At 38.2% G+C, this 13,631-nt stretch carries 10 protein-coding genes, 3 pseudogenes and 1 riboswitch; of the genes and pseudogenes, 7 read left to right on the forward strand and 6 right to left on the reverse strand.

What is annotated here, in order from left to right:
- Window positions 1–36: 36 nt before the first annotated feature.
- Window positions 37–555 carry a GNAT family N-acetyltransferase gene (locus J6L97_RS01310; RefSeq protein ID WP_057726192.1) on the forward strand — a complete coding sequence of 173 codons (519 nt, stop codon included), beginning with the start codon at window positions 37–39 and terminating at the stop codon, window positions 553–555.
- On the forward strand, window positions 552–1,043 hold the full coding sequence (locus J6L97_RS01315; protein WP_005718497.1) for a P-loop NTPase family protein: 492 nt from the start codon (window positions 552–554) through the stop codon (window positions 1,041–1,043). Before J6L97_RS01310 ends, J6L97_RS01315 begins: the two co-directional genes overlap by 4 nt.
- 54 nt (window positions 1,044–1,097) lie before the next feature.
- Here J6L97_RS01315 and J6L97_RS01320 read toward each other — a convergent pair whose 3' ends face one another.
- The 6 genes and pseudogenes from J6L97_RS01320 to J6L97_RS11320 form a co-directional block, all read right to left on the reverse strand.
- Window positions 1,098–2,522, reverse strand: a complete 1,425-nt coding sequence (locus J6L97_RS01320) for a C69 family dipeptidase (RefSeq protein ID WP_057726190.1) — start codon at window positions 2,520–2,522, stop codon at window positions 1,098–1,100.
- A gap of 86 nt (window positions 2,523–2,608) precedes the next feature.
- Window positions 2,609–3,421 carry an AraC family transcriptional regulator gene (locus J6L97_RS01325; protein WP_057726188.1) on the reverse strand — a complete coding sequence of 271 codons (813 nt, stop codon included), beginning with the start codon at window positions 3,419–3,421 and terminating at the stop codon, window positions 2,609–2,611.
- A gap of 149 nt (window positions 3,422–3,570) precedes the next feature.
- Complete coding sequence (locus J6L97_RS01330; protein ID WP_057726185.1) at window positions 3,571–4,857, reverse strand: nucleobase:cation symporter-2 family protein; 1,287 nt, start codon at window positions 4,855–4,857, stop codon at window positions 3,571–3,573.
- A 6-nt stretch (window positions 4,858–4,863) separates the two neighbouring features.
- Window positions 4,864–5,442 (reverse strand): xanthine phosphoribosyltransferase, encoded by a 579-nt coding sequence (locus tag J6L97_RS01335; protein ID WP_054832677.1) that lies wholly within the window; start codon window positions 5,440–5,442, stop codon window positions 4,864–4,866.
- 71 nt (window positions 5,443–5,513) lie between these two features.
- Window positions 5,514–5,611, reverse strand: a riboswitch (purine riboswitch).
- Window positions 5,612–5,675: 64 nt separating this feature from the next.
- A pseudogene (locus tag J6L97_RS01340) lies at window positions 5,676–5,861 on the reverse strand (helix-turn-helix domain-containing protein); the annotation flags it as partial.
- Entirely contained in the window at window positions 5,846–5,977 is a 132-nt protein-coding gene (locus J6L97_RS11320; protein ID WP_425256083.1) for a hypothetical protein, read from the reverse strand. The pseudogene J6L97_RS01340 and the gene J6L97_RS11320, both read right to left, overlap by 16 nt.
- A 294-nt stretch (window positions 5,978–6,271) precedes the next feature.
- Here J6L97_RS11320 and guaA point away from each other — a divergent pair, with 294 nt between their 5' ends.
- The 5 genes and pseudogenes from guaA (at window position 6,272) to J6L97_RS11195 (ending at window position 13,226) form a co-directional block, all read left to right on the forward strand.
- On the forward strand, window positions 6,272–7,825 hold the full coding sequence (guaA, locus tag J6L97_RS01350) for a glutamine-hydrolyzing GMP synthase (protein WP_201782104.1): 1,554 nt from the start codon (window positions 6,272–6,274) through the stop codon (window positions 7,823–7,825).
- A 480-nt stretch (window positions 7,826–8,305) separates the two neighbouring features.
- Window positions 8,306–8,466 (forward strand): annotated as a pseudogene (locus tag J6L97_RS01355) (IS30 family transposase); the annotation flags it as partial.
- A gap of 195 nt (window positions 8,467–8,661) precedes the next feature.
- On the forward strand, window positions 8,662–8,742 hold the full coding sequence (locus tag J6L97_RS01360; RefSeq protein ID WP_083554556.1) for a YSIRK-type signal peptide-containing protein: 81 nt from the start codon (window positions 8,662–8,664) through the stop codon (window positions 8,740–8,742).
- A 149-nt stretch (window positions 8,743–8,891) separates the two neighbouring features.
- Window positions 8,892–12,878 (forward strand): annotated as a pseudogene (locus J6L97_RS01365) (LEA family epithelial adhesin); the annotation flags it as partial.
- Between the two features lie 219 nt (window positions 12,879–13,097).
- On the forward strand, window positions 13,098–13,226 hold the full coding sequence (locus J6L97_RS11195) for a hypothetical protein (RefSeq protein ID WP_005728161.1): 129 nt from the start codon (window positions 13,098–13,100) through the stop codon (window positions 13,224–13,226).
- Window positions 13,227–13,631: the final 405 nt, after the last annotated feature.

A 13,631-nucleotide genomic window follows, 5' to 3' on the forward strand; every position in this document is an offset into this window, starting at 1 on the left:
GTTTTTGTAATGATATGTCGATTTGTAGGTGAACAAATGAGTTTAATTTTTACAAGACGTGCACAAAATTCAGATGTGGATAAAATTGTGCAAATTTTGCAGGATGCGATTTCTTTTTTAAAGGAAAGTGGCTCATCGCAGTGGCAAAGTGGCTATCCTAACCGAGAAACGGTGGAGGAAGACATCGAAAAGCAAGTTGCTTGGGTATTAACTGTGGATAATGAAGTGGCTGGCTATGCGGCAGTGGTGATTGGAAAAGATCCAAATTATGCCAAAATTGATGGTGAGTGGAAAAATAATGTGGATACCTATGCGACGATCCATAGAATTGCGGTTGCTAGCCAATTTAGAGGGATGCATTTGACTCAATTGTTCTTAAGTAATATTATTTCGCTGACTTATGCACAGGGGATTCACAACTTTAGAATTGATACTGGCGCAAAAAATAAGATCGTCCAGCATATTGCATTGAGTCACAGTTTTGTTCAACGAGGGATAATTCAAGTAGATGATCCGATTAATCCTGATCGTTTAGCATATGAGTTGAATTTATGATGAAACGCGTATTAATTTTAGGTTCACCAGGAGCGGGCAAAAGTACATTTGCACGGAAATTGCAATCAAAAACGAAATTGCCATTGGTGTATATGGATCAACTTTTTTGGCATGCAAATAAAACTACGGTCTCCAAGCATGAATTAGATGAAAAAGTAAAGCGCATAGTAGCTAAACCAGCATGGATTATGGATGGAAACTATCAACGTACCTTGAAATATCGTTTACCCAAATGTGATACGATTTTTTGGTTAGATTATCCAACTGAAGTTTGTCTAGCTGGCGTAAAAGCTAGAAAAGGAAAACCACGTCCTGATTTGCCATGGATTGAAGAAGATGAAGATCCGGAATTTATGAGTTATATTGCCAAGTTTCGGACAGTTCAAAGACCGATTTTAGTCAAAGAATTGCAAAAATATCCAAATAAGCAGATCATTGTATTTCATTCTCGCCAAGAAGCAAATCTGTTCTTGCACAAAATAAGGTAAACGAAAAACCACATGGTTGAAAATTCCGTGTGGTTTTTGTATGCGATTAATTTTTTAATCAAGCAAGTCGTATTTCAAAGTCATTAAACCATGACCTTCGTCAACCATTTGACCAAGCAGTTCAACAGTGTTGTTATAAACTGTATCAGACATCTTTTGGTTAGCAGCAATTAACTTGTCTTGTAATTCCTTACCTGAAAGGTTCTTTGCTTCTTTGTCAGTATCATGTTGGATCTTGTGACATTGTGCTAAACTCTTTTGTTCAAAGGCATCTTCAAGTTCACCGTAAACACGGTAGTTGGTATCGCCTAATTGAGCAGTTAACTTGTTAAGCCAGAAAATCTTGCTCAAGTTAAATTTAGGAGTGGTTTGCCAAGCTTCAGGGGTAGTAGTGACATTAGTATAGAATGGCACCATTGAGTTAAAGGTGTTAGGACCAAAGGCTAACCATTGTACACCTGCAATTTCTGCAGGAACATCATTACGAATTTGCAAAATATGGGTTTCAAAGTTTCTGTTAATACCGATAGGACGGAAGGTCTTCTTTTGTTCAGGAGTACCTTGATCGCCATAAGCATCGTAAGGAGTGTCTTGGTAGTGTGAACTTTCAGCCCACTTAATATCTTCAATTGAGATTAAACGGTTGGCATGGCAGATGAAAGGTTGATCTTGATCTGCTGGAGTGCCACCGAAGTCAGGATCGAAGTAGTTGTGGATGTACCAAGCACGTGGATTATTGTAGTGAGCATCCTTGATTGTTGATGAACCAAAGATGTGACGCATGTTGTAGCCTTCACGGTCAGGATTCAAGTGATATTCGGCAATTAAGTCCTTCAAGTCGCTTGCTGCAGCGAAGTTGTCAGTATCGTTAAAGTCAAATTCATCAATGTTCAAACGGTTTGGTGCAATGACATAAGCATCATCTGGAATACGGCGTGCGATCCAGTGGTGGCCACCGATAGTTTCGAGGTACCAAATATTGTCCTTGTCAGAAAAGGCCATACCGTTCATTTCATAAGTACCGTATTTTTCAACTAAATAGCCGACACGTTTAACGCCATCAAGGGCTGAATGCAAATATGGCAAGGTTAAGGTAACAAAGTCTTCTTCACCAAGACCACCTTCACTTGGATCAAGTAATGGGTCAACACCTTGGATACGTGAATTAGTGGTAATAGTTTCAGTAGCAGTCATAGCTACGTTTTCAGCGTTAATTCCGGCTGCGCCCCAGATACCATTTTTACCTGAAACGTCAGGTGCTGAAGTATAGCGTAATGGTGTTTCTGCTAAATCAGCGTCGTCAATCTTTTGTTTAGAAATTACACTAGTGTAGTGCTTAGGTTGGTCAGCTGGGTTAACAGCTTTAAAGCCTTCAGGGATGATGACGCGACCACCGTCTTCACTACGAGCGATCATCGTAGAGCCATCAATAGTTGCTTTTTTACCAACTAAAATAGTAGTACATTCTGTTTGTTTCATTGGATCAGTCCTTTACTTTTATTATGTTTAAATTATTTCCTAATAATATTGTATGCAAAAATAATCCGATAAGCCAAAGAATATAATTAATTTCCCCGAAAGGCATTTGGACTAACACCGCTATAGCGTTTAAATGCCTTGGAGAAGGTAAATTCATCGCCGTAGCCGACTTTTTTGGCAATTTGCTTTAGATTGTGTGTGGTATTAATTAATTCTTTCTTAGCGGCTTCCATGCGCAATTGCATGAGGTACTTTTGAGGTGATAATTTAGTGTTTTTTCTGAATAAAGCATATAGAAAGCTGCGTGATACGCCTAATCTATGACAGAGTTCGACAATATTGCAGGTAGGATCGGTATAATTTTGCTTGAGATAGTTAATGGCAATTTGATACTGATCATTTTTCGGTGTTTTGCGGACCGGTGGGTGGTTAGGAAAGTCTTTTACTAGATGATAAAAAAGTTGATAAGTTAAAGCTGAAATTTTTAAATTGTTTAATAAGGTCTTTTTCTTCGCCAAACATTGATAAAGGTCATCTAGGGTTTGATAAAAGGCAGTTTTTTGAATTTGACGCAAGAAATTTTTATTAGGTAAATTTGATGCCTTGATGCTTTCATTAACGCCGTTGCCAGCTAGGCCAATCCAGAAGTATTCCCAGGGTTCATTGTGGTCAGCTTGAAAGGAACAAGTTTGACTGCGTGGAACGTAAAAAAGATCGCCAGCTTTTAATTTAACTGCGTGGTGTCTACTAGAAGTAAAGGTACCAGTTCCGCTAATGATGTAATAAAAAATATCGTTTTTACGAAGATTGTCACCTTGAAAGAATTCATCGGGCTGACATTTTTGTCGACCATAAAACATGATGTAGCTATCAAGATTTTGGTTATTTAAGTTAGGCATAGACTTCCTCACTGTTGAAAAATTATGTTACTTCTATTATAGAAGAGATTTTGCTTAAAAGGTGAAGAATGAAAAACGACCACATTAAGCGGTCGCTCGTGAATATTTATAGAAAATTATGATATGGAATTATGAAATGAAAAGGTATTTTACTTATTGGCACCACTTCTTCCATTGAATAATAGGTTAAGCAGAGTTGCACAAATGCTGGCAACTACGATCCCGTTACCCAAGAATAATTGAATAGTTTGAGGTAAATCTTGGAAGATTTGTGGGTAAACAGTTACGCCTAAGCCCATACCGATAGAAATTGCGACAATTAAAATGTTGCGATTATTTTCAAAATCAACTTTAGTTAACATTTTGATTCCTTGAACGGCAATCATGGTAAACATGACTAACATAGCGCCGCCTAAGACTGAATCAGGAATGATAGTTACTAAAGCGCCGATTTTAGGAAGAAGGCCCATTCCCATTAATAAACCAGCAGCCCAATAGATAGGGCGCTTGGTTTTAATACCGGATAATTGAAGTAAGCCAACGTTTTGTGAGAATGTGGTGTAAGGGAAGGTGTTGAAAAGCCCACCGAAGATTTGTGCTAATCCTTCTGCACGATAACCTTTTTTTAGGTCTTCTTCGGTAATATCTTTGTGGAGCAGGTCACCAATGGCAAAGAAGACGCCAGTGGATTCGACCAAGGAAACTAAGGCAATGATGATCATGGTCAAACAAGATGACCATTCGAATTCAGGAACGCCGAAGTAGAAAAATTGAGGTAAGTGGAACCAAGAGGCTTGTGTTACGGGTGTAAGTGAAACTAATCCCATGCAACCAGCAATGATAGTCCCAGCAATTAATCCAATTAAAACAGAGATGGAGCGGAGAAATCCCTTAGCCCAGACTTCAATGACAACGATGATGAGGATGGTAATAAAGGCAGCGATTAAATTTTTCGCATCACCGAAGTCTTTGGCTTGTGCGTTTCCGCCGCCCATATTTTGGAAAGCGACCGGAATTAAAGTTAGCCCAATTACTGTAATTAAGGTCCCAGTAACTACCGGCGGGAAGAGTTTTTTGATTTTTGAAAACCAGCCAGCAATTAGAAAGACGAAGATTCCAGCAATGATAATCGCACCGTACATGGTGTTAATTGAAAATTTTTGCCCAATCATTTCTAGAGGAGCAACAGCCTGAATTGCACAGCCTAAAACGACTGGCAAGCCAATTCCGAAGTATTTGTTGCGGAATAATTGGATTAATGTGGCTAAACCACACATAAAAATATCAATGGAAACTAGATAGGTCATATGCGTGCTGTTAAAGTGCAGCGCGGTTCCGATTAACAAAGGGACGGCAACCGCACCTGAGTACATTGCAAGCAAATGTTGCAAACCTAGGACAGCAGCTTTTTTGTGACTAACTTCTTTTTGTGCCATTTTTAATTATTCTTCTCCCTCGAAGTGTACTTGATCATTTTCAAAGCTATCGATTTTTGCTAGGGCTTCAAAACGTAGACCTTCTTTTTCTACCCATTCGCTTCCGCCTTGGAAGGTTTTTGCAACAACAGCGCCAACGCCAACAATGTTACAGCCGGCTTGCTTGGCGATGTTAACCATGCCTTTGACTGCTTCACCGTGGGCAACGAAGTCATCGATGATTAAGATATGTTCGCCTGGGTGCAAAAATTTTTCTTCAACGCAGATCTTATTGTTGACCTTCTTGGTGTAAGAAAAGACGTCAGCCCAATAAACTGCATCATTCAAAGTAGATGGCTTTTTCTTTCGGGCAAAGATCATTGGCACGTGCAGTTGGTAGGCTGCCATGACACCAGGAGCAATCCCAGACGCTTCACAAGTTAAGACCTTATCGACTTTTTCATCTTTAAAAAGGCGGGCAAATTCTTCACCAACATGCATCATTAGTTGCGGATCAACTTGGTGATTCAAAAATGAATTAATTTTAAGCACATTTCCAGGTAAAACTTCACCATCTTGTTTAATTCGATCTACTAATTCCTTCAATATTATTCTCCTCAAGAAAGAAATAAGGACTTCTTCTACCTAAAACAGGTAAAAGAAGTCCTTAAGATTATTCTTAACTTTCATTCACCTATAGTCCGGTATTTACGGTACCGGGTAGAGACTGTCGACCTTATTTCGACGATATATAGATATTTGTGTTGGCTTAATCTTAACAGAATATATTGCCGAACACAAGTGGAAAATTAAGGATTAATGTTCGATTATAGTAAAAATTATTCAGCTGCGATATCGTTATGGCACAGACTGATGATCTTTTCGATAATGCCATATAAGATCCCCGCGATTGGCCAGATGATCCAGCTGCGTTCCCAATCATTGGTAATGAAGCTATATCCTAGATAAAGTAAGACTGCTATTAACCAATAGAGTGTGGCGTATTTGTTCATAATTTTGCGACCAAGTTTTTCTTAAGAGTGTAATCATCTGTTTGTAATAAAATGTTGTAGCTGTCCATAATGATATTGCTTTTGACAAAGAAGAACACACCGATTGGATACAGCTTGCCGACTGACATTCATCTTTTCAGCTAGTGCTTCTTGAAAAAGATGATTTTTCTTGTGTAATGCCGCAATTTTTGACCTAATCTCATGATTGATCGTCCTTTCGTTTTGAAATAATTTGATTTAACGAAAATTTGCGGTTGCAGACCACCACTTTTTAATTGCATTTAGCACAACTAGTAGTTGCAACTGATGGTTGCTCAAGATAAAAGCCGAACAATGAATGGCTATTTTTAACTTTTTGATTGACCTTTTTAATTTTTCCTAGTAGAGTTAGTTAAAAATGCGTAATTGAAAAGAGGGAGTAAATAGTGGCTAAGAATCTAGACGATTTTGATAAAATTATTGTGCTTGACTTCGGTAGTCAATATAACCAATTAATTACCCGCCGTATTCGTGACTTCGGCATCTATTCTGAACTTTTACCACACGATCTTTCCATGGAGAAGATTAAACAGATCAATCCTAAGGGAATCATTTTCTCAGGTGGTCCTAACAGTGTTTACGATAATGGTGCATTAAAGGTTGATCCTGCAATCTTTAAGTTGGGTATTCCAATTTTGGGTATTTGTTACGGGATGCAATTAATGTCTCATGACTTAGGCGGTAAAGTTGAACAAGCTGAAAACAAGGAATATGGCCGCGCCAACATTACGGTTGAAGATCCAGACAGTATTTTGTTCAAGGGCTTGCCTTCAAAGCAATACGTTTGGATGAGTCACGGTGATTTGGTAACTCAAGCTCCAAAGGGCTTCGAAGTAACTGCCTCAAGCAAAAACTGTCCAATTGCTGCAATTGCTAATCCAGATAAAAAGTTTTATGGCATTCAATTCCACGCAGAAGTGCGCAATTCAGAATACGGTTTAGACATCTTGAAGCACTTTGCTTTTGAGGTTTGTGGTGCTGAGGCTAACTGGACCATGAACGACTTCATCGACATGAAGGTTGATGATATTCGTAAGGAAGTTGGCGACAAGAAAGTCATCTTAGGTCTTTCGGGTGGTGTAGATTCTAGCGTTACTGCTACTCTTTTACACAAAGCAATCGGCGATCAATTAACTGCAATTTTTGTTGATCACGGAATGCTGCGTAAAGACGAAGGCAATCAAGTAATGCAAGCCTTGAACAAGGATCTTGGTGTTAACATCATTCGGGTTAATGCCCAAAAGAGATTCTTAGACAAGTTGAAAGGTGTAACTGATCCTGAAAAGAAGCGTAAGATTATCGGTAAGGAATTCATCGAGGTCTTTAACGAAGAAGCTAAGAAGTTAAAGGATGTAGATTTCTTAGCTCAAGGTACGCTTTATACTGATGTTATCGAGTCAGGTACCAACACTGCCCAAACGATTAAGTCCCATCACAACGTTGGTGGTCTTCCTAAGGACATGCATTTCAAGCTGATTGAACCACTGCGTAAGTTGTTCAAGGACGAAGTACGTGAACTTGGTGAAAAGCTGGGCATTCCACATGACTTAGTATGGCGTCAGCCATTCCCAGGCCCTGGTCTTGGTATCCGTGTTCTTGGTGAAGTGACTGAAGACAAGCTTAAGATTGTGCGTGATTCTGATGCGATTTTACGAGAAGAAATCAAGAAGGCAGGTTTACAAGAAAAGATCTGGCAATACTTCACTGTTCTTCCAGGTATTCGCTCCGTTGGAGTAATGGGCGATGGACGTACTTATGACTATACGATTGGTATTCGTGCCGTAACCTCAATTGATGGGATGACTGCAGATTTTGCCCAAATTCCATGGGATGTACTTGGTCACATTTCAGATAGAATCGTCAATGAAGTAGATAACGTTAACCGCGTAGTTTACGATGTAACCAGTAAGCCACCTTCAACGATTGAATGGGAGTAATTTAATATATTAACATGAAGAGGGAACCCCAATATGACAGCATTTGAAGAGGGTCAATATTAGTAAAAAACACGGGTTAAAAGTAAGTTGTCTACCGAAAATTGAATATTTTGCTTACTTTTGTTGAAAAGTAAGTGACTGTTGTCCTACTTATCGTCAGTGATAAGTGGGGCATTTTTTGTTTCTGTTTGTTGCCACAAAAGAAATGCTGAAATCCAAACGGAGCAGTCTGTTTGATCGTTGTTGTTACTTATGACGAAAACATAAGTAAATCAGATATGAAATCTCGAAATGACCTTGAATGAAATCTCAAGGTACTCATTCTCGAATGCAATATCTGATCGGTCGCTAGGGTAAAGGGAAGACTATCAGGCCGCCCTTTCAAGCAGTATATAATATAATCAACAAATTAGTATATACCAATTAATACTGAGCAGAAACTAACCCGACGATTCATAAATTTAGTCAGCCGTTGTCGGTCGCAACCGAGTACTACGACGCTTTATCCCAAAGGTCAACCGATTGAGAAAATCACTGATGATGAGTTAATTCAAATTAACTGGTATTTGAACTCCAGGCCACTCAAATGTTTAAACTGGCGCACACTAATTGAGATCTTTTTGCGTAATCTGCGTCACTAACTTTGTTCAAGTTATTTCTTGCAATCTGCCGTTTGAAAAGAGATTAGCCTTGGCGGTTAGTCTCTTTTACTATCTGGTAAGTTGACTGCAAACAGAAAAAAGAGCCAAGCCGTCGTCAAAGTCGCTAAACCGTGCTATAATGTTATCGGATCTAAAAATACCACTAGTTATTAAATTTGGGAGGCAAGAATAACGATGAAGCGACTTAAATTTTTAGAAACTAAACGGACACCGCGTTATAGTTTGCGTAAGTTTAGCGTTGGTGTGGCTTCGTAACCATTTTTGGAATTAACTTTACAAATCATTCTGTAAAGGCAGCAACCACAGAAAGCGTTGGAACTAATACTCAGAAAGCAACTAATGCAACAGAAAAACAAAATGGTGCAAGTAACGATGTAACAGAAAAAGTTCAACAAAATGGTGCAAGTAACGATGTAACAGAAAAAGTTCAACAAAATGGTGCAAGTAACGATGTAACAGAAAAAGTTCAACAAAATGGTGCAAGTAACGATGTAACAGAAAAAGTTCAACAAAATGGTGCAAGTAACGATGTAACAGAAAAAGTTCAACAAAATGGTGCAAGTAACGATGTAACAGAAAAAGTTCAACAAAATAGTGCAAGTAACGATGTAACAGCTAATAATTCTGCAGAAGCTGCGACAACCTCACAATCTTTACCAAAGACGAAAGGTAGCGCTCACACTTATATTAGATCATTAGCAGCTAAATCAGCAGCGAAATTAGCAACTATGAATTTAATGCAAACTAATGGTATTAATGGTACTGATACTGACGGAAATGAAGCAGGTACTCCTGGTACTGATACTGGTACTGGTACTGACAGAAATGCAGGAGATACAGTAGATCAAAATAACATTAATGATCAGCCAGCTAAAGAAAATCAAAAATTGGCCAATGAGAATAATCTAACTTCTTCAGATAACTACAGTTCTAATATCTATAAAGGTACAGATGGAAAGTATTACAAGGTTGTAACTATTTATGGTAATGACTACGTTTACCATGCTGCTGATATTCAAGCTAATGGTGGGCAGACAGCTGCAGATACTAAAAATAATATCGATATTTCTAAAGAAGATTTAGGAAATGGTCAGACCCGTTGGACTGTTACTTTCTTTCCTAATAAGGGATTACAAAATGTTGGCGGTTCATTACATGGGTTAATTTCCGCAAAATTTGGTATTGCTCTCACTAAAGACTACCAAATCGTTGGTAATGTTGATATGAAAGTAATTAATGATCCTAATCAAAAATATACATATTATAAATTTGAGGACGGTAGCAATAGCCCTACTAGCATTACAGTACAAAATCCACAAAGTGAAGTAGACTTTTCATTTAATCCTAACACAGATGTTGATCCATATACTGGTTTAATTAATAATAGTAATACCTTGCCAGCTTATAACAATAAATATTTGCAACCCTCATACTATTTCACTACTGCTACTAATGCTGGTATTCAGAACTTATGGCAGACTTACTTTAAAGATGCTGATGAACGTAATAATGCATATGATAATTCCCCTTATCTAGGTGGCAATCATGACTTTCATTTTAGTACTGGTCAAATTGCAAATGAAACTGGAGTTGACGGTGCAAAACAAGGAGACCCAATCATTTATGACACACTGGGGGCTAGGAAGTTTAACAGTGAAGCTAATTCTAAGGGCGTATTTAGCAGTGATAACTTTAACCAAGCAATGGAATTTAAGTCACAAGGTAAATCAACAGGTAGCGTTTTTTATAGTCGATCACAATATTCTTCTTATGTTATTTCCTTTACTACGCAACACACAGACTCTCATGAAACAGAATTATCTACAGGTTCGAAAAATCAACAATTCTCAGGAATCTCAGCTAATATTTATTCTTATCAGAATGGTACCACTAATATGTTTTCTAGATTATATGGTGAGCAGAGAGTACTGGATTCAGCTGGTGAAGTAGTAAAACCTAACGATGTTATTTCTGGTTGGGTTGATGCCACTAGAGCTATGGCTAAGATTAATACTGACTATTTAAATAATGCTCAAATTTATGCTTTGCGTTATAAAATTCAAAATAACGTTACAGACTCTAATGCTTTAAATAACATTATTAAAGAAGGAAATGCCTTAAACGATGCTATGAAAAAGCTTGGTAATAGTATCGGACAGTATGATTCTGATGGCAGTTTTGCTGATCATAAGGAAGATACAACAAAGGCATCTGATCGCTATAAATACGCAAATCCAGATAAAAAGGCAGCTTATGACAATGCAACTGAAGCAACTAAAGCTTTGATTAACAAAGATACAGGTGCCTATGCAGATCAAGCGACGGTAGAAAAGCTTACTGAAGCTGAAAATAAGGCTTGGAACGAACTTAAAGTTGTCCTAGCAAATAAGATCACACCAAAATTTCCAAAAACCAAAGTACCAGTAACGGATCCAAGTCACTTAACTGATGGTGAAAAGGCTCAAGTTCAGAAGAATGTGGAAGACGCTAATAAGGATAACTTCCCAGAAGGCACTACAGTTACAGTAGGTGATAGTGGTGCAGCAACGATTACCTACCCAGATCAGTCAACTGATACAATGGGATATTTGGTACGTCCAAAAACTGACGCTGAGAAGACCACACCAAATGTTCCAGCAACCCCTGTACCAGTAGCAAATACCAGCAGCTTAACTGAAACTGAAAAAGATAAAGTTAAGAAGAATGTGGAAGACGCTAACAAGGATAAGTTCCCAGCTGACACAGTTGTGACAGTAGGTGATGATGGTACAGCAACGATTACCTACCCAGATAAGACTAAGTCAACTGATACAATCCCAGGTAGCCAGTTGGTACGTCCAACGGAAGATAAAGATAGCTACGATCCACATGGACCAAAGAATCCAGATGACAGAGTTCCAGTAAAAGATCCAGATCATTTGACTGATGGTGAAAAGAACGATGTTAAGGACGAAATAGGGAAAGAAAACCCAGATCTACCAAAGGGTACAGAAGTTGACGTAGATGATAAGGGTAACGCAACAATAAAATACCCAGATGGTTCAAAGGACACCATTCCAGGTGATCAATTAGTTCAAGGCCAAAAGGGCGACACAACTGATGCTGGTAAGATCACACCAACTGTTCCAGGTGGCAAGGTTACTGTTAAGGATCCAAGTCACTTAACTGATGATGAAAAGAATCAAGTTAAGAACAACGTCGATAATGCTAACAAGGATAAGTTCCCAGATGGCACTACAGTTACAGTAGGTGATGACGGTACAGCTACAGTAACTTACCCAGATGGTTCAAAGGACACTATTCCAGGTGACCAATTAGTTCAAGGCCAAAAGGGCGACACAACTGATGCTGGTAAGATCACACCAACTGTTCCAGGCGACAAGGTAACTGTTAAGGATCCAAGTCACTTAACTGATGATGAAAAGAATCAAGTTAAGAACAACGTCGATAATGCTAACAAGGATAAGTTCCCAGATGGCACTACAGTTACAGTAGGTGATGACGGTACAGCTACAGTAACTTACCCAGATGGTTCAAAGGACACTATTCCAGGTGACCAATTAGTTCAAGGCCAAAAGGGCGACACAACTGATGCTGGTAAGATCACACCAACTGTTCCAGGCGACAAGGTAACTGTTAAGGATCCAAGTCACTTAACTGATGATGAAAAGAATCAAGTTAAGAACAACGTCGATAATGCTAACAAGGATAAGTTCCCAGATGGCACTACAGTTACAGTAGGTGATGACGGTACAGCTACAGTAACTTACCCAGATGGTTCAAAGGACACTATTCCAGGTGACCAATTAGTTCAAGGCCAAAAGGGCGACACAACTGATGCTGGTAACATTACGCCAACTGTTCCAGGCGACAAGGTAACTGTTAAAGATCCAAGTCACTTAACAGATTCTGAAAAAGATCAAGTTAAGAAGAATGTGGAAGACGCTAATAAGGATAAGTTCCCAGATGGCACTACAGTTACAGTAGGTGATGACGGTACAGCTGCAGTAACTTACCCAGATGGTTCAAAGGATGTCATTGCTGGTACTGATTTAATCATCGCTGCTAAAGGCGAAGATGTTCTTGGAAGCAAGTATCATTCACACAAGAATGGTTCAAACTCCAGTCAAGCTGATAGAGTTAAGGGAGCTTCTACTGCTAATGGCAGCATCGCAAACGCTGGTAACAACCTAGCTGTTAAGGCTGAAACTGATAATGCCATTGTAGGTGTTAAGGGTGAAAGTGATAATGCCATTGGTAATAACAAGGCTACTAGCTTAAAGACATTACCACAAACAGGCACTAAAGATACTTCAATTTTGGGTGTGCTTGGTATGCTTTTAGCTTCACTTGGTCTATTCGGATTTAAGAAGAAGCGCGATAAAGAATAATTTATAATAGTTTTTTATAAATTCTATTGGTAAAAGTATCTAGAGAAAGTTAATTCTCAGATTTAAAAAGACGATCGAAAACTTTTGAAAAATTGTTTTTGATCGCCTTTTTGTGTGAAATGAAAACAAGATTCTACGTAAGCGTAAAATAACCGAGTATCTAGATTAGTTTTAGATTTCAATTATGATTAATTTATCAATATTTTGGAGGTTATTCATATGTCAGAAAAAAAGCTAATCGTCCCTCTTGCTCGTGAGCCAAAAGCTAAAAAGTCTAAGCCAGCTCGTAATCATTTACTGCTTTCTTTAAAGAAAAATGACCTAGAATTAGACTTCCAATGTCATTAAGTTAAGCTATTGACTTTTGAAAACTGATCTTTTTAGGAATCGAATCATTTGGATTCGATTCTTTTTTTTGCAAAAATAAAGGCGAAAAGACAAACGAAATTTAAAAGCCAAGTCTGCAGTATATTACATGTATCGCGTGGCCTAATAAAAAAGAAATACAAACTACGCTTATTTGGCGTACACAAAAAAGCATCAAATTGGCTATCTAAAGCCAAATGATGCTTTAATTGTTTTTTTCTCCAATGTCAATAGCTTAACTTAATGACATTGATTAAAGACCTTGATGGGTTTTTCTGTCCACTTAAATATTCAACTTAAATTTTACAATCTGCCTTTTTAATAATTTTTTTCAAGATTTTACGGTATTCTAGAGATTAAAAATAATATTTTCAAGGTACAGTTTTA

This window comes from Lactobacillus crispatus (genome assembly GCF_018987235.1).
Lineage (GTDB): Bacteria > Bacillota > Bacilli > Lactobacillales > Lactobacillaceae > Lactobacillus > Lactobacillus crispatus.